Annotated in this window: 12 protein-coding genes; 11 read left to right on the top strand and 1 reads right to left on the bottom strand. The window is 40.9% G+C overall.

The window, feature by feature from the left end:
• Window positions 1-162 precede the first annotated feature (162 nt).
• The 3 genes from CPRO_RS13060 to rlmH all read left to right on the top strand — a co-directional run bounded on the left by CPRO_RS13060 (window position 163) and on the right by rlmH (window position 2,895).
• Window positions 163-1,425, top strand: a complete 1,263-nt coding sequence (locus CPRO_RS13060; protein WP_066052736.1) for a UDP-N-acetylglucosamine 1-carboxyvinyltransferase — start codon at window positions 163-165, stop codon at window positions 1,423-1,425.
• Between the two features lie 187 nt (window positions 1,426-1,612).
• A complete protein-coding gene (locus tag CPRO_RS13055; protein ID WP_066052735.1) occupies window positions 1,613-2,407 on the top strand; it encodes an MBL fold metallo-hydrolase in 795 nt (264 codons plus the stop codon).
• Window positions 2,408-2,415: 8 nt separating this feature from the next.
• Complete coding sequence (rlmH, locus tag CPRO_RS13050; protein WP_066052731.1) at window positions 2,416-2,895, top strand: 23S rRNA (pseudouridine(1915)-N(3))-methyltransferase RlmH; 480 nt, start codon at window positions 2,416-2,418, stop codon at window positions 2,893-2,895.
• 90 nt (window positions 2,896-2,985) lie between these two features.
• On the opposite strand, the gene murC is transcribed toward rlmH, so the two are convergent.
• Window positions 2,986-4,362 (bottom strand): UDP-N-acetylmuramate--L-alanine ligase, encoded by a 1,377-nt coding sequence (murC, locus tag CPRO_RS13045; RefSeq protein WP_066052727.1) that lies wholly within the window; start codon window positions 4,360-4,362, stop codon window positions 2,986-2,988.
• Window positions 4,363-4,875: 513 nt separating this feature from the next.
• Here murC and CPRO_RS13040 point away from each other — a divergent pair.
• The 8 genes from CPRO_RS13040 to CPRO_RS13005 all read left to right on the top strand — a co-directional run bounded on the left by CPRO_RS13040 (window position 4,876) and on the right by CPRO_RS13005 (window position 17,281).
• A complete protein-coding gene (locus CPRO_RS13040) occupies window positions 4,876-6,150 on the top strand; it encodes a glucose-1-phosphate adenylyltransferase (protein ID WP_066052725.1) in 1,275 nt (424 codons plus the stop codon).
• 2 nt (window positions 6,151-6,152) lie between these two features.
• Window positions 6,153-7,271, top strand: a complete 1,119-nt coding sequence (gene glgD / locus CPRO_RS13035; protein ID WP_066052723.1) for a glucose-1-phosphate adenylyltransferase subunit GlgD — start codon at window positions 6,153-6,155, stop codon at window positions 7,269-7,271.
• A 182-nt stretch (window positions 7,272-7,453) separates the two neighbouring features.
• Window positions 7,454-8,830, top strand: coding sequence for a bifunctional UDP-N-acetylglucosamine diphosphorylase/glucosamine-1-phosphate N-acetyltransferase GlmU (gene glmU / locus CPRO_RS13030; RefSeq protein ID WP_066052720.1), 1,377 nt, complete (start codon window positions 7,454-7,456; stop codon window positions 8,828-8,830).
• Window positions 8,831-8,950: 120 nt separating this feature from the next.
• Window positions 8,951-9,910: a ribose-phosphate diphosphokinase gene (locus CPRO_RS13025; protein WP_200777661.1), complete on the top strand. Its 960-nt coding sequence runs from the start codon at window positions 8,951-8,953 to the stop codon at window positions 9,908-9,910.
• Between the two features lie 582 nt (window positions 9,911-10,492).
• Window positions 10,493-11,473 (top strand): 2-hydroxyacid dehydrogenase, encoded by a 981-nt coding sequence (locus CPRO_RS13020; protein ID WP_066052717.1) that lies wholly within the window; start codon window positions 10,493-10,495, stop codon window positions 11,471-11,473.
• A gap of 327 nt (window positions 11,474-11,800) precedes the next feature.
• The gene (gene pth, locus CPRO_RS13015) at window positions 11,801-12,490 is read left to right on the top strand and encodes an aminoacyl-tRNA hydrolase (protein ID WP_066052713.1); all 690 of its coding nucleotides are present in this window, start codon (window positions 11,801-11,803) and stop codon (window positions 12,488-12,490) included.
• Window positions 12,487-15,993, top strand: a complete 3,507-nt coding sequence (gene mfd / locus CPRO_RS13010) for a transcription-repair coupling factor (protein WP_066052711.1) — start codon at window positions 12,487-12,489, stop codon at window positions 15,991-15,993. The genes pth and mfd overlap by 4 nt, the downstream gene beginning before the upstream one ends.
• A gap of 289 nt (window positions 15,994-16,282) precedes the next feature.
• Window positions 16,283-17,281: a peptidyl-prolyl cis-trans isomerase gene (locus CPRO_RS13005; protein WP_066052708.1), complete on the top strand. Its 999-nt coding sequence runs from the start codon at window positions 16,283-16,285 to the stop codon at window positions 17,279-17,281.
• Window positions 17,282-17,359: the final 78 nt, after the last annotated feature.

Here is a 17,359-nt window from a genome sequence, read left to right as displayed (position 1 = left end):
GAAGGAAAAAGTACTTTCCACAGAGGATTTTTCGTGATATAATTCGAATGGTTAGGGCGACAACGAATACAATACCATTGGTTGAATAAAAAGAAAGACAAGCCCGGCTTTCGTGTACAAAGGGGAAATCCTTTGGCAATTCTTTGGAAGGATGAACGTTGAATGGAAAAATTGCTTGTAAAAGGCAGAAAACGCCTTGTGGGCGAAGTAATGATCAGCGGGGCAAAAAATGCAGCGGTGGCGGTATTGCCTGCGGCAATTATGGCAGGTGGCAAAAGTGTTTTGGAAAATTTACCCAACATTGAGGATGTAAGCTGTATTTGCAATACGATTGAGAAGTTGGGCGGAAAATGTATACACAAAGATAAGCATACGATTGAAATTGATTGCTCGGGGGGCATTGATTATTGCGCAACCTTTGAAGAGGTGCAAAGAATCCGGGCGTCTTATTATTTTTTAGGGGCACTGTTGGCTCGCTATAAAAAGGCTGAGGTTGCCATGCCCGGTGGCTGTAACTTTGGCAAAAGACCCATCGACTTGCACTTAAAGGGTTTTCGTGCCCTAGGAGCAACGGTTGAGGAAGAATGTGGCTTTGTAAGGGCCTACGCGGATAAATTGGTGGGTGCGCCTATTTATATGGATCAGGTTAGTGTGGGTGCCACCATTAATATTATGCTGGCGGCGACAATGGCCGAAGGCGTAACTACCATTGAGAATGCGGCCAAGGAGCCCCATGTTGTAGATACTGCCAATTATCTGAATATGATGGGTGCTAATATCAAAGGTGCGGGAACAGATGTGATTCGTATTATTGGTGTTGAAAAGCTGAATGGAGCTCAATATGCCATTATTCCCGATCAGATTGAAGCGGGTACCTATATGATTGCGGCGGCAATTACCGGGGGAGATGTTTTGGTAAAAAATATCATTCCCAAGCATATGGATTCATTGACTGCAAAACTGGTAGAAATGAATGTTAAAATGGAAGAAGGCGACGATTCCATTCGTGTAATGGCAAATAAGCCTTTGCGTGGCGTAAATGTGAAGACCATGAGCTATCCTGGTTTTCCTACGGATTTACAGCCTCAGATGGCGGCACTTTTAAGTATTTGCAACGGCACCAGCGTGATTACAGAGAACGTTTGGGAGAACAGATATCAATACATAGAAGAGCTTTGTAAGCTTGGAGCGAAGGTAGATATTAACGGCAGAATCGCCACAATAGAGGGCATTCCCCATTATCAGGGTGCAAAGGTTGAAGCAACGGATTTGAGGGCAGGTGCTGCTATGATTTTGGCGGCCTTGGCTGCTGAGGGAACCACCCAAATTGATGGGGTTCGTTATATTGACAGAGGTTATGAGGACGTTGAAATGAAGCTTAGTGCGTTAGGCGCGGACATTCAGCGTGTTTTGGATAAAGAATGACAGGACATGCAAAGTGCCAATGAAATGATTTCAAACGCTTATTTTTTTGGCAGAGAAAGAGTTTCAAGAAAAGGTTCTTGCAAAAACCCATATGGGATAAGAATGGGTTTTTATAAACATAGGCTTTTACATGAAGCAGGGGCAACCCTGCTTTCTGTCATATAGAAACGGAATAGGGGGGATTTTTTTGGCAGTTGAATTTTGCACCCTAGCTAGCGGAAGCAGTGGCAACAGCACATATGTGGGGACAAAGCATACTCGTATTTTAATTGATGCGGGAGTCAGCGGGAAAAGAATTCAGGAAGGGCTGGCAGAGCTGAAACTCACAGGAGATGACATCGATGGATTGTTTATCACCCATGAACATTTGGATCATATTAAGGGTGCAGGTATTTTTTCAAGAAGGTTTGATGTTCCCATTTATGCTACCTGTGAAACATGGGATGCAATGGAGGAAACTTTGGGGAAAATTTCGCCGGGAAACAAGCGGTTTGTATATGCAGGAGAAAATTGTGTAATTAATGATATTTGTGTTAGGCCTTTTCATATACCCCATGATGCTGCGGATCCTGTGGGATTTAATGTTTTTGCCGGGGGGAAAAAAGTGACCCTTGCCACGGATATTGGTCATGTTACAGATGAGATAAGAGAAAGTATTGCTGAAAGTGAAATTCTTTTATTGGAGTCTAACCATGATGAAGAAATGGTGCAGAAAGGGAATTATCCTTGGCATTTGAAGAAGCGAATTTTAAGCGACAGAGGACATTTATCCAATAAAACAGCGGGAGAATTGCTTTCTGCCGCTGTGGATGGAAAGATGAAGCATGTTTTTTTGGGGCATTTAAGCCAAGAAAACAATGAGCCTCATTTGGCATTTGATACGGTGGAAAAAATTCTCCAAAAAAATAGAATTCAGATAGGAAAGCACTTTAATATGGATATGGCTTATCGCCATAATACAGGATTTAAGGTGGAATTATAGGTGAAAGAATGAAGGTCACAATTGTTTGTGTGGGAAAATTGAAGGAAGCCTATTGGCGTGGTGCCATTGAGGAATACAGCAAGCGTCTGGGGCGTTATATGAAGCTGGACATTGTGGAACTTCCAGACGAAAAAGCACCGGAGACCATGAGCCCTGCTCAAGAAGATGAGGTTCGTCAAAAGGAAGGTTTGCGTATATTAAAGGCAGTAAAAGAGGATGCTTTTGCTGTGGCTTTGGCGATAGAAGGGAAAAGTCTATCCTCCGAGGGCTTGGCCGACTTTATGGCTGAGAGAGCTGTTCGTGGTGTGAGCCATATGGTTTTTATCATTGGTGGCTCTTTGGGGTTATCCCAAGAGGTGATGAAGCGGGCAGATTTCTGGCTAAGTTTTTCACCAATGACCTTTCCCCATCAAATGATGCGTGTGATTCTTTTGGAACAAATTTATCGGGCTGAGAAAATTAACCGAAAAGAGCCTTATCATAAATAAAAAAAGCAGATAGTAATCACTTTTCGTGAGAAACTGTCTGCTTATTTTTTAAAGTGATATTATTTGAGCAGGAAGTTTTTTTGCAATTTATTAGTCTGCAAGAAAGGCTTCACCAATTTTGTAAACATCTCCTGCACCTACTGTGAGAAACAAATCCCCCGATTGACAGTGGCTTTGTAGGTAGACTAATATTTCGTCAAAATTACCTACATAGCGGGCGGATTTTCCTGTTTTTGCAACACGCTCCGCCAATTGTTTGGCACTGATGGTGCCATCATCCGTCTCTCGTGCTGCATAAATATCCGCTATGATAATTTCGTCTGCATCAAAAAAGGCATCCCCGAAGTCTTCGAATAAAAACTTGGTGCGAGAATAGGTGTGGGGCTGGAAAACACACCAAGTGGTGTTATGTTTTACCTTTTTTGCTGCCGCTAAGGTTGCCCGAATTTCTGTGGGATGGTGGGCATAATCATCAATCACAAGAACACCATTTTTTTCACCTTTGCGCTGGAAACGGCGGTCTGTCCCTGAAAAATGGGAAAGGCCTTTTACCCAAGCTTCCGCAGGAATTCCAAAAAAGCTTGCAGTAGCAATTGCCGCCAAAGCATTGGAAATATTATGATCACCAGGGACATTTAAATGAATGGTTGCCTTTTTATCGTTGTTATAATGCACATCAAAGGTGTTTTTGCCATCATCATGATGAATAATATTTTGTGCTGTCCAGTTTGCATCTTGGGTCAAAGAAAAGGTTTCCACGGTGCAAGAAAGGCCTTCTGTAATTTCATTCAGGTTGGCAATTTCTTTATTAACAATCAGTACACCGTTTTGGGGAATACGCTTTCCAAAGGAATGGAACGAACGATAAATATTTTCAAGGGTACCAAAAAAGTCCAGATGATCACTTTCGATATTCAGAATTACCCCAGCCAAGGGGGTTAATTGCAAGAAGCTATTAAAATATTCACAGGCTTCCGCCACAAAATAAGGAGAATTCCCGATTTTTAAATTGCTTCCGATTGTGGGAAGAATACCCCCAACGGTAATGGTAGGATCCTTCTCCGCCGCCAAAAGAATTTCGGCAACCATAGAAGTTGTGGTGGTTTTGCCGTGGGTACCGGATACAGCAATGGAGCTGTTATAATCCTCCATAATTTGTCCCAAGAGATGTGCCCTGTCCATGATAATTAAATTTTTGGCTTTTGCCGCCGCAAGTTCTGGATTATCATCATGAATTGCCGCTGTAAAAACCACATGGGTCACGTCATCGGTAATGTTTTCTGCCCGATGCCCTAAATTAATATTGATGCCTTGGGATTGTAAATGCTTTGTTACAGGTGTTTCTCGTATATCAGTGCCGGATACCTGATGTCCACGGCTTGCCAAAATTTCCGCCAAGCCGGACATACTGATGCCGCCGATCCCGATAAAATAGATATGGTCTGATTTTTTAAATTGAGTTGTCATATATTACCGCCTCTATCGTTGTATGAATCATTTTCATTAACATGATTTTGCTATCCATTATAGTATACTAATATAGGAAAGGCAATGATTTACATTGATTTCTATATTTAATTTTATACCAAATTAACAGAAATAAACCAAAAATTTTACGATTTACAAAAACTATGGGAAAAGTAAAAAACTGTAGAACAAGAGGGGGAAATATCTATTTTTTTTAAGGGGCAGTTATGGTATAATTATGAAAAGTAAGCCATTTTGAGAGTGTAAATGCTTTGTATATTTATGAGAAAATTTATCATTACTTTGGCTAAGGAGGCGGTTTTTAACTTCAGTCTTTAAGGTAGTTTTTTTTAGGAAGCGCATCATCTGTAAATACAGCCATGGAACAAAAAGGAGACAATGAAAAATATTGAGCTATAGGTTTGCATTTGGGCATAATATATGAAATTGTCTAATATATATTTGTTTTTGGAAGGATTACTTTGGACAAATAAAGGCAGGGGGTAGATACAAATGCGTAAAAAAGAAATGATAGCAATGCTTTTGGCAGGCGGACAGGGAAGCCGTCTAGGTGTTTTGACACGAAAGGTGGCAAAACCAGCGGTTGCTTATGGTGGAAAATTTAGAATTATAGATTTCCCTCTCAGTAACTGCATCAATTCAGGAGTAGACACGGTGGGCGTGTTGACGCAGTATCAGCCTCTCAGGCTAAATCAGCATATCGGGATTGGCATTCCATGGGATTTGGATAAGAAAAACGGCGGCGTTACCATTTTGGCACCCCATGTGAAAGGTGGCGATGCCGGGGAATGGTTTATGGGTACCGCTAATGCAATTTATCAAAATATTGATTATATTGATAGTAATAACCCTGAATATATTCTGATTCTTTCGGGAGACCATATCTATAAAATGGATTATTCCAAAATGCTGTCTTATCACAAAGAGAAGGGGGCAGCGGCTACCATTGCGGTTTTAGAGGTACCCTTTGAAGAGGCCGGTCGATTTGGCATTATGAATACAAAGGATGATGACAGGATTTATGAGTTTGAAGAAAAACCTGACAATCCTAAAAGCAATTTAGCTTCCATGGGCATTTATATTTTTACTTGGAGCAGATTAAGAGAGGCTTTGGTTGAGGATAGAGAAATACATCCGGACAGTGATTTTGGAATGCATATTATTCCGAAGATGTTGGATGAAGGCCAGACCATGTATGCATATCGTTTCAAAGGTTATTGGAAGGATGTGGGAACCATAGAATCCTATTGGGAGTCTAATATGGAATTGATTAAGGCCTTACCGGCGTTTAATCTGTATGAGGATTTTTGGAAAATTTATACAAACTCAGACCATCAGCCGCCTACCTATACCTCCCCTGAAGCAGTGGTGAGGGAGTCATTGGTCACGGATGGCAGTGAAATTTATGGAGAGGTTTATCATTCCATTTTGGGTTCTCAGGTTGTTGTGGGCAAGGGTGCTGTTGTGCGTGACTCCATTATCATGGGGAATACTGTGATTGGAGAAAATGCGGTGCTGGAACGCTGTATCGTGGATGAAGATTGTGTGGTTGGCAATGGTGTACATATGGGCTTGGGCGAGAATGTGCCCAACGAAACAAAGCCCAATATCTATAATACCGGCATCACCGTAATTGGCTGCCATACCCGAGTACCAGATGGTATCAAGGTGGGTAAGAACTGCGTAATTTATGGCAATACAAAGGAAGAGGATTATGCAGAAGGCAGATTGGATAGCGGCAAATCGGTAGTGCGGGAGGGGAAATGAGTATGAAGGCCATTGGTATCATATTAGCAGGCGGTAACAATGAGGGACGGCTTGGTGTCCTAACCGACCATAGAGCGGCGGCGGCTTTGCCCATCGGCAGCAGCTACCGTGCCATAGATTTTACATTGAGCAATATGTCAAACAGTGGAATTGGTAAGGTTGCTGTTTTGACTCAGTATAATTCCCGTTCCCTAAGAGACCATTTGACCTCATCAAAATGGTGGGATTTTGGTAGAAAACAGGGAGGGCTGTTTGTTTTTACCCCCTTTATCAGCAGTACCGATTCCAACTGGTTTCGAGGGACAGCGGATTCTATTTATCAAAATATGACCTACCTTATGAGAAGCAATGAAGAATATGTGGTAATTACCAGTGGAGATTCTATTTATAAAATGGATTATCACAAGTTAGTGCAGAGTCATAAGGAGAAGGGTGCAGATATTACCATTGCATATCAGGAGATGGAGCGCAGGGATTTAAATAATTTTGGTATTTTAGAGACGGATGAAGAGGGGCGCTTGGTTTCTTTTGAAGAAAAACCTGAGCATCCCAAAACCAAAAAGGCGTCCTTGGGAACTTATGTGATTTCCAGATTACTTTTGGTTGATCTATTAAATGAGATTGTACCTCAGGGTAAATACGATCTTGTAAAGGATATTATACTTGCAAAGCGTGAAGAATTGAAAATTTTTGGCTATGAATTTAATGGCTATTGGAACACGTTAAGTACAGGCATAGATGCATATTATAACGTAAATATGGATTTCTTAAAAAAGGAAATTAGAGATGCATTTATGAATGAATATCCATATATCGAGACAAAAGCCAAAGATGAGCCTCCAGCAAAATATAATAAGGATGCGGATGTGCGGGACTCTATAGTGGGCAGTGGCACAATATTTAATGGCAGAGTAGAACATTCTGTTATCTTCCGTAAGGTTTATACCGGTGAAGGGTCAGTGGTGAAAAACTCCATTATCATGGAGGGGTGCAGAATTGGTAAAAACTGCATCGTAGAAAATGCAATTCTGGATAAAGAGGTTATACTTTCTGATGGACAACAGGTGATAGGAAAATCAGCCCAGGATTTATCTATCCTAAAAAAGGGGACAAGATTATAATTTGGAAAAAATAGGCGAAGCGTTGCTTCGCCTATTTAGCTTTCGATGAGGTTTGACTGACTTTTTTGTTAAAAAATGAAGTTTTTTAGTAAAACCGTATATTGATATTTCATGTGGGAAATGAGAAAATATCCAAGGTTGTATGCGGCTTATGGACAGAAGCCGTGAGAAAGGAGATTCCTATGAAAAATTTGAAGGCTGTTATTTTGGCGGCAGGAGAAGGCACTCGCATGAGGTCTAAAAAACCAAAGGTGCTGCATGAAGTTTTGAATAAACCAATGATTGATTATGTAATAGATACGGCAAAGGGTTGCGGTGCCGAGAAGGTTTGTGTTGTTGTGGGACATAAAGCAGATGAAGTAAAAGCAGCCATTCAAAAGGACGGCGTGGTATTTGCCTTGCAAGCGAAACAAAAAGGAACGGGTCATGCGGTGAAGATGGCAGGAAGCTTTCTTGAGGCGGATCAGGATATTCTGATTCTTTATGGAGATACACCATTAATTCAAGGTAAAACCTTGGAGAAGTTGGTGGAGAAGCATCGCCAACAGAATTTTGGAGCAACGGTGGTATCTGCTGTGCTTGAAAACCCCGAAGGCTATGGTCGCATTATACGTGATGCCGGGGGGGACTTTTTGAAAATTGTTGAGCATAAGGATGCTTCCCATCAAGAGCGTTGTATAAAAGAGATAAACACGGGAATTTATATTTTTAAAGGTGCTGATTTGATTTCCTCATTGGCAAGACTGGATAATCATAATGTACAAGGGGAATACTATCTCCCAGATTGTCTGGAGTTGATTTTGAAAGCCGGTGGGAAGGTTGGCGCCGTTACAGCTGAGGATGATAAAGAATTTTTCGGCGTTAATTCCAGAGTGCAATTGGCTGAGGCCACAAAAATTATGCAAGAGAGAATCAACCACTTTCATATGGAAAATGGCGTTACCATTGTGGATCCTCAAAATACTTATATTGATTCCCAGGTGAAAATCGGAATGGATACGGTGATTTTGCCGGGTTGTGTGTTGGAAGGGAAGACGGAGATAGGTGAGGACTGCAAAATCGGTCCCAACTCACGTTTGACGGATATGTTCCTTGGAAACGGCGTTGCATTCCAAACTTCAACGGGCATAGAATCGGAAATTGGGGATAATACTACTGTAGGTCCCTTTGCCTATATCCGCCCCAACTGTAAAATTGGCCAGAACGTAAAAGTTGGCGATTTTGTGGAAGTGAAGAACTCGACGGTGGGAGATGGCACAAAGATTCCTCATTTGGCTTATATTGGTGATACCGACGCAGGGAAAAAGGTGAACTTTGGATGTGGCAGCATCATGGTAAACTATGATGGAGAGAAAAAACACCGCACGGTTGTGGAGGACAATGTTTTTGTTGGCTGCAACGTAAATTTGGTTGCACCGGTAACGGTAAAGGCCGGGGCATATATTGCCGCAGGATCCACCATTACCAAGGATGTTCCCGAGGATGTGCTTGCTGTAGCAAGAGCAAGACAACAGGTGATTGAGGGCTGGAAAAAGAAGAAAATGAAAAAAGAATCGTAAAAATGATGAAATACGGTGAAATACAGTTGAAATTGACACAAGAAGGGTGTAACATATAAGCGATGGGCTTTGTTCAGCCACAAACCATAAAATGCAAAAGATTATTAGGGGGATATTGAAATGATTAATTCTAATGGTGGCAACATCAAGATTTTTGCGTGCAATTCCAACCGCGTGCTTGCAGAGGAAATCGCAGAAAAAATGGGTATGACACTGGGAAATGCAGAAGTTGAGCAATTTAGTGACGGTGAAATTTCCGTGAAAATCAACGAGACGATTCGTGGTGCGGATGTTTATATTATTCAGTCTACCTCAGCTCCTGTAAATGACAATTTGATGGAATTGCTGATTATGATTGATGCGATGAAGCGTGCTTCTGCCGCAAGAATTACGGCAGTAATGCCATATTATGGCTATGCAAGACAGGATCGTAAAGCTAGAGCAAGAGATCCTATCAGTGCAAAATTGGTAGCGAATATTTTGACTTCAGCAGGTGCAAACCGTGTTTTGACAATGGATTTGCATTGTGCACAGATCCAAGGCTTCTTTGATATCCCTGTAGATAACTTAGTAGGAAGTCCATTGCTTACAAATTATTATATCAACAAATACGGTGATGACTTACAAAATTTTGTTGCCGTTTCCCCTGACCTTGGCAGCGTGACCAGAACAAGAAAATTTGCCGAAACATTAAATATTCCAATTGCAATTATTGATAAGCGCAGACCAAAGGCAAATGTCAGTGAAATTATGAATATCATTGGCGATGTGAAGGGCAAAAAAGTAATTTTGATTGATGATATGATCGATACCGCAGGAACCATTGCAAATGCTGCAAATGCGTTGAAAGAAAGAGGCGCAGTTGAGGTTGACGCTTGCTGTACCCATGCAGTATTAAGTGGACCTGCAATCAAGCGTATTCAAGATTCAGCAATTAATGAGCTGTTGGTTCTTGATACTATTGCTTTGCCTGAAGAAAAGAAGACAAATAAAATTACGGTTGTATCTGTTGCCGATATCTTTGCAAATGCATTAAAATGCATTCATGAGGGCAGCTCTATTTCTCAATTATTTGACTAAGATTTGAAACAATCAGTCTAAACTTAAAACTCCTGATTCTATAATAATAGAAGCAGGAGTTTTTTTCTTTATATTCGTCTGAGAAAATTTGTTTTGTAGGTGTCAAGAGCGGTTGCTATTTAGCCATTAAATGGTTGTTCAAAAAAAATAATATCAATAGGTAATATTGCATAAGAAATATTTTTATATACCCTGGTTTGCAATCTATAATAGGGAGAGGAAAACACACCAGATGAACCAACTGACTTCCATTTTCAAACGAAAAATGTTGGAGTATAGTCTTTGTAATTGCATGCGTTTGGTAGTTTTTTTATCTATATTTACTATAAACATACAGGAATCGGTTTATGTCTCCAAAATAATTGGAAAAAAGGGACGTTTTCTCATTACTTTATTTGAGGAGGTCAGTCATGGATTGGTCAAACTGACAATTTTGTGAAATGTTGGTTGACAAACCTGAATAAATAGATTATATTGTTAAAAGTAAGACAAATAGGCGAGTTCTCTATTTTTTTTAGAGAAACGACTTTGTTTCCCAACTAATTTTACCAATATATATATAATTTTAGGAGGAGTTTTAATATGAAAATTGCTTTTTTTGACACCAAGTCTTATTGGAAAGACTCTTTCGGTCCTGTGGCTGAAAAATATGGCTATGAAGTTACTTTCTTTAATGAAAGATTGACACCTGCAACAGCTCACTTGGCAGCAGGTCATGACGCTACATGTTCTTTCGTTAACGATGAAGTACCTGCAGAGGCTGTACATAAATTGAAAGATTTGGGTATTAAGGTTCTGTTATTACGTTGTGCAGGTTTTGATAGTGTTGATTTGGCTGCTGCAAAAGAATGCGGTTTGCCTGTACTTAGAGTACCTGCGTACTCCCCTGAATCAGTTGCGGAACAAGGCGCTGCTTTGTTGATGGCTGTAAACAGAAAAACACATTTGGCTTATGAAAGATCCACAAAGTTCAACTTTGACATCAATGGTTTGGACGGCGTTGCTTTGGTTGGTAGAACAGCAGGTGTTGTTGGTACCGGCAAAATCGGCCAGTGCATGATTAATATTTTAAAAGGTTTCGGCATGAACATCATTGCTTATGATGCATTCCCTAACCCTAACCTTGGTTTGGAATATGTTACATTGGATGAACTTTACGCTCGTTCCGACGTAATTTCTCTTCACTGCCCTCTGATGCCTGCAACTCGTCATATGGTTAATGCAGAAGCAATCGCTAAAATGAAAGACGGCGTAATCTTGGTTAACGTTGCTCGTGGTGGTTTGGTTGATTCTGTTGCTTTGGCTGATGCAGTTGAAGCTGGCAAATTCCGTGGCGTTGGTATGGACGTTTGTGAAGTTGAGCATGAATACTTCTTCGAAGACAGAAGTGACAAGGCAGACAAGGATGCAACTTTGGCAAGATTGCTTGCTAGTGATAAGGTTGTTATTTCCGGTCACTTGGCATTCTTAACAGAAGAAGCTTTGACTTCCATGGCAGAAGTAACATGCGGTAACGCAAAGGCTTTCTTGGCTGGCGCAGAATTGGTAAACGAAGTAAAATAATCTTTAATTTTAAATGATGAGGCGGATACGAAAGTATCCGTCTTTTTGTATAGAAATTTTAGAATCCGTCTAAGATAAACCTATGAAATAATTCCTTCACAGCGAAGAAGAAGAACAGCTTCATTTTTTTCAGCAAAACCATTGTTATTAAGAATATGGCTATGGTATAATTGTAAAATATTCTTGAAAAAGAGATTGTAAATGGACCGCTATTTCAAACATGCATCTGTTTTTTGCGGATTTTTGTGATAATAAAATACATCTGATTCACAAGCTCTAATTCTAAAAAATTAGGGCTTTTATCTGTGTAATGGCAGGAGGATAACAATGGGACTTTTTGATAAATTTAAGAAAAGCGATAAAGGACAAGAGTTTTTTGTCATTGTGGGTTTAGGCAATCCCGGGCCCAAATATGAGGGAACCAAGCACAATATTGGGTTTGATGTGGTAGACCGGCTGGGAAAGAAATATAATATAGAGATTGATAAATTTAAACATAAGGCATTGATTGGCGATGGAATGATTGAAGGAAGCAGAGTGCTTCTGGTAAAGCCACAAACCTTTATGAATCTAAGCGGAGAAAGTGTACGTGAGATTGTTAATTTTTATAAAATACCGCAAGATCATTTCCTAGTAATCTATGATGATACCAGTTTGCCAGTTGGCAATGTGCGCATTCGCGAGAAAGGCAGCCACGGCGGGCATAACGGTATTCGTAATATCATTGCACAAATGGGGACAGATATGTTTTGGCGTATCAAGGTAGGCATTGGCGAGAAACCCAACGGGTGGGATTTGGCAGATTATGTTTTGGCGAAGTTTGATAAAAATGATTTGCCCATGATTGCCCAGGGAGCTGATAAAGGGGTAAAGGCTGTGGAGCTGATTTTGACCCGAGGCATTATGGATGCCATGAATCAAATGAATCAAAAGCCGAAACCGCCCCAAAAGGAGAAACCGAAAAAGACAGCTGAGGTGAAAACGGAAAAAGAACCTCAGGGTGAGGTGGAGGAATGAAAACACTAACGGAGCCTTTATTGGAGCTGGAAGGTTATCAAAAAGTATTAGAAGCTATACAGAAAAATCACACCCCTGTGTTTGCAACAGGGGTTATTGATGTGGAAAAATCCCATTTTTTATATTCCATCATGGAGCATAGTCAAAAGCCTTTACTGATTTTGACTTATAGCGAATTACGAGCCAGAGAAATTCTTTCTGACATGTCATTTTTTTATAAAAACCCAATCTACTATCCAGCGAAGGATATCCTTTTTTACAGTGCTGATGTGCATAGTATGGAGATGAATCGCCAGCGTTTTGGCGCAGTGGAGAGACTTTTATCAGGAGAAAGACCAATTATTGTTGCCTCCATGGAGGCATTGCTAGATCGATACCCCAAAAAAGAGATATTCTCCCAATTTATACTTACTTTGAAAAATGGTGATATTGTTGATATCAATAAGCTGACAAAGCAACTGATTTGTTTGGGTTATGAACGGGCTGAGCTTGTGGAAAGTGCAGGGCAGTTTGCTTTGCGTGGGGGTATTCTGGATATTTTTTCGTTAACCTCTGATGATGCGGTGCGAATAGAATTTTGGGATGATGAGATAGATTCTATCCGCTTGATGGATGCTTCCAGCCAGCGTTCCATAGACAAATTGGAAGAAACTCATATTTTCCCAATGAGAGAATTGGTTTATGATGAAGATATGGCAGAGCAGGCTGCAAATAAAATGAGCAAAGAATTTTCAAAATCCCTGCAAAGCATGATGAAGAAAGGCCTGATTGAAGAGGCAGAACGTTTAAAAGAAAATATTGGTGAGGATGGGGAGCGTTTGCGCCTTGAAAAGAACCTTTCCAATATCGGTTCCTATATTCCCTATTTTTATGAGGATACCGTTAGTCTTTTGGACTATATACCAGAGGACACCCTCCTTTGTTTTGATGAGCCTGAGCGCATTAGAGAGCATATGAATGCAATTATGGAGGAATATGGGGAAAGCATGAAAGGACGGATTGCTCAAGGGTATTTGCTTCCGGGGCAGGCAAAATTATTATTCGATTACATGGATATTTTGAGGCAAGGGGAGAATTTTGGCCGCATTTTGCTTGCTGGACTTAACCAGAGGACGGCAGATTTTGAACCAAAGGCAAAGGTAAATTTTGCTGTGCGTTCTACGCCATCCTTCAGCAAAAGAGTTGATTTATTTTGCGAGGAATTAGAATACTTGAGAAAAAATGAGTACCGCAGTATTGTTTTGGCGGGAACAGGATCAAGAGCCCAACGTATGGCAAAAGAGCTTTCGGAAATGGGGATTCCAGCGGTTTATATGGAAAGTCTAGAAGCGCCAATTCCCAAGGGTGCTGTTTGGGTTGCCAAGGGAAGTCTATCTAAGGGATTTTGCTATGAATTTATCAACCTTATGGTGTTCTCCGATAGTGAGCTGTTTGGCGGGGGAGAAAAGAAGCAGAAAAAAAATAAACGAAAAAATGGCGCTGCGATAGAAAGCTTTACGGATTTAAAGATGGGAGATTTTGTGGTACACGACAATCACGGAATCGGAATTTTTTGTGGATTGGAAAAAATCTCCGTTGAGGGTGTTCAAAAGGACTATATGAAAATTTCCTACCGAGATGGTGGAAATCTATTTGTACCTGTGAATCAGATGGACATGGTACAAAAATATATTGGTAGCGGCGGTGGGGCTCCCAAGCTGAACAAGCTAGGGGGACAGGATTGGATAAAGGCGAAGGCAAAAACCCGAGCAGCGATTAAAATATTGGCGGAGGATTTGGTTGCCCTTTATGCAAAACGAGCGGCGGCAAAGGGGTACGATTATGGACCTGATACCGTGTGGCAAAGGGAGTTTGAGGAAGCCTTTCCTTATGCGGAAACAGAAGATCAGCTAAATGCCATTGAAGATGTGAAGCATGATATGGAGAGCGGCAAGGTTATGGATCGCCTGATCTGCGGTGATGTAGGGTATGGAAAAACAGAGGTTGCCATTCGTGCCGCCTTCAAAGCGGTACAGGACGGAAAGCAGGTGGCTTTTCTGGTACCCACAACGATTTTGGCGCAACAACATTATAATACATTTATACAACGCATGTCCGGTTACCCTGTCACAATTGAATTGCTTTCCCGTTTCAGAACACCGAAACAGCAAAAGGAAAGCTTGAAAAACTTGGAGCGAGGGTATGCCGATATTGTAATTGGAACCCATCGTATCTTATCAAAGGATGTAGCATTTAAGGATTTGGGATTGATTATTGTGGATGAGGAACAGCGCTTTGGCGTCTCACACAAAGAAAAGCTGAAGCGTCTAAGGGAAAATGTGGATGTGCTCACCTTATCTGCTACACCCATTCCCCGAACCCTTCACATGAGCCTTTCGGGAATACGAGATATGAGCCTTTTGGAGGAACCTCCTCAGGAAAGAAGGCCTGTGCAGACTTATGTTATGGAAAGTAATCCTGAGTTTGTACGGGAGGCAATTCATCGGGAGGTGGCAAGAGGTGGCCAGGTTTATTATTTATATAATAGGGTGGATTCTATCAGCGAGGAGGCCTTTCGACTGCAAAAAATGATACCTGAGGCCAATATTGCCTTTGCCCATGGGCAAATGTCTGAACGGGAATTGGAAGGCATTATGGAGGACTTTATCAGCGGTGAGACGGATGTATTGGTATGTACAACCATCATTGAAACAGGTATGGATATTTCCAATGCCAACACCATTATCATTCAGGACGCCGACCGAATGGGACTGTCTCAGCTCTATCAGCTGAGGGGGCGTGTGGGGCGAAGCAACCGCATTGCCTATGCCTATTTGTTGTATCGCCGTGATAAAATGCTGCGAGAGGTGGCTGAAAAGCGCTTGCAAACCATACGTGAGTTTACGGAGTTTGGCTCAGGCTTTAAAATTGCCATGCGAGATTTGGAAATTCGTGGTGCTGGAAATCTTTTGGGTGCGGAACAGCATGGGCATATGGAATCCGTCGGGTATGATATGTATTGCCGGTTGTTAGAAGAAGAAGTACAACAGCTAAAGGGCGAGGAACCAAAGACGAAGGAAATTGAGACCACGGTGGATCTGAATATCAGCGCTTACATTCCTGATTTTTATATCAAAAACCAAGAACAGCGCATGGAACTATATAAGAAAATTGCCATTGTCAGAACCCGAGAGGAATATTTTGACATTCAAGAGGAAATGGAAGATCGCTATGGGGATTTACCCAAAAGTGTACAGACTCTTTTGGAGATTGTGCTGTTAAAGGGAGAGGCAAGGGAGCTTGGAATTTCTTCAATTGTACAAAAACGTGAAAGCATTCTTTTTGAGTTCCGTGCTGATGGAAGTACTGACCCAATGAAGCTTACAAAAATCATTTCAGAGGGACGGGGGAAATATTTATTTACAGCGGGAGCCAATCCTTATCTAACTTTAAAACTACCCAAGGATAAGGAAAATAAAGTGTTAGAGGAAATTAAATTCTTATTAAATGCAATTAAGGGATAGTCATTTTATAAAGGAATGTGTATAATAGAAACATTAGGTGTTTTCTGAATGATTAAGATTTGTATGATTTATATATTTCTGCTTTGACCAGTGTGTCTAAGTCCCTCGGGGTAGAGGATAATAGCCAGAGTGAAGGGCGTTATCAATGACGTAATAAGGGAAGCAAAAGAATATTCATGGAGACATTTTTAAATAGATTTTACTTTTTTGAGTAGGTATTTTTGATTATTATACAAATGAAAAATACTTCCTGAAATATTTTAAAAAAGAGAAGAAAGAGGGATGAAGCATGAAGAAAAAAGGACTTCTTTGTCTGTTGGCTGCTGGTGTAATGGCCCTTTCTGCCTGTAGTGCAGATACTGGAAAAACCAGCAAATTTAATGATGAGGTTGTCATGAAGGTTGACGGCAGAGAAATCATGAAATCAGAATATATGGTATATTTATATACAACCACAAAGAGCTTTACTGCTGTAGGCGGTGACGATATTTGGACTATGGATTTTGATGGACAGACGGCGGATGAATTGGTGGCAGAGCGCACACTGAACACCTTACAAAGTGTCATTGCCGCAATGAAGTATGCAGAGGAAAATAAAATTGCCTTAACGAAGGAGCAAAAAGAAGCGGCGGCTAAGGCGTCAGAGCAGTTTGTTACAAATGTGCCGGCAGAGGATATTCAGAAAATGGGAATCGATGCTAAAAAATTGACTCCATTTATGGAAGGTTCCTATTTATATTCCATGGTATATCAAGCCTTAGCGGCTGAATGCGAGGTTGATGATGGAGAAAAGGCGCAATACTATGAGCAGAACAAGGCACAGATGAAGGATGACTATACCACACTGGAGATTGACACCATTGTTTTAAACGATTTGGATAAAGCAAATGAGGTCGTAAAGAAGGCGAGAGCCGGTGAGGACTTCAACAGCTTGTTTAAAGAATACGATGTAGATGAAAATGCAAAAAAGGAGGCGGATGGTGGCAAAATGTCTGTGTATAAAGCCCAGTTTTTGTCTTCCTTTGCCATGGAAACTGTACCGGAAGTAGGCCAGGTTGGCGAACCAGTTAAGATGGATAATAATTACTTTGTTGTGCGTGTGAATAAGGTTACAGTGCCTGAGGACAGTGAGGTAAAGAAAATGGCAGAAACCGCATTTGTAAATCAGAAGCAGGCGGAATATAGCGATGCAAGATTTGCAGAAATGATTGCTGCACAAAAGGTTGAATATGTGGATAAGGTTTATAACAGCCTTGAAAAGTTCCACGATACTAACGTTACGAAATAGTTGTTTGGAGGAGTTTTTCAATCAGAAATGATTGAGAAGCTCTTCTTTTTCTTTATTGAAAAATAAATTGGGATAGAG

It is taken from the genome of Anaerotignum propionicum DSM 1682 (assembly GCF_001561955.1).
In the GTDB taxonomy this organism is placed as follows: Bacteria; Bacillota; Clostridia; order Lachnospirales; family Anaerotignaceae; genus Chakrabartyella; species Chakrabartyella propionicum.
The sequence above is the reverse complement of the archived record's forward strand: the minus strand, read 5'-3'. Positions and strand labels throughout refer to the sequence as shown.

Coding starts and splice junctions, on each gene's coding strand:
- CPRO_RS13060 (WP_066052736.1), top strand. CDS start 163: ATGGAAAAATTGCTTGTAAAAGGCAGAAAACGCCTTGTGGGCGAAGTA.
- rlmH (WP_066052731.1), top strand. CDS start 2,416: ATGAAGGTCACAATTGTTTGTGTGGGAAAATTGAAGGAAGCCTATTGG.
- murC (WP_066052727.1), bottom strand. CDS start 4,362: ATGACAACTCAATTTAAAAAATCAGACCATATCTATTTTATCGGGATC.
- CPRO_RS13040 (WP_066052725.1), top strand. CDS start 4,876: ATGCGTAAAAAAGAAATGATAGCAATGCTTTTGGCAGGCGGACAGGGA.
- glgD (WP_066052723.1), top strand. CDS start 6,153: ATGAAGGCCATTGGTATCATATTAGCAGGCGGTAACAATGAGGGACGG.
- glmU (WP_066052720.1), top strand. CDS start 7,454: ATGAAAAATTTGAAGGCTGTTATTTTGGCGGCAGGAGAAGGCACTCGC.
- CPRO_RS13025 (WP_200777661.1), top strand. CDS start 8,951: ATGATTAATTCTAATGGTGGCAACATCAAGATTTTTGCGTGCAATTCC.
- CPRO_RS13020 (WP_066052717.1), top strand. CDS start 10,493: ATGAAAATTGCTTTTTTTGACACCAAGTCTTATTGGAAAGACTCTTTC.
- pth (WP_066052713.1), top strand. CDS start 11,801: ATGGGACTTTTTGATAAATTTAAGAAAAGCGATAAAGGACAAGAGTTT.
- mfd (WP_066052711.1), top strand. CDS start 12,487: ATGAAAACACTAACGGAGCCTTTATTGGAGCTGGAAGGTTATCAAAAA.
- CPRO_RS13005 (WP_066052708.1), top strand. CDS start 16,283: ATGAAGAAAAAAGGACTTCTTTGTCTGTTGGCTGCTGGTGTAATGGCC.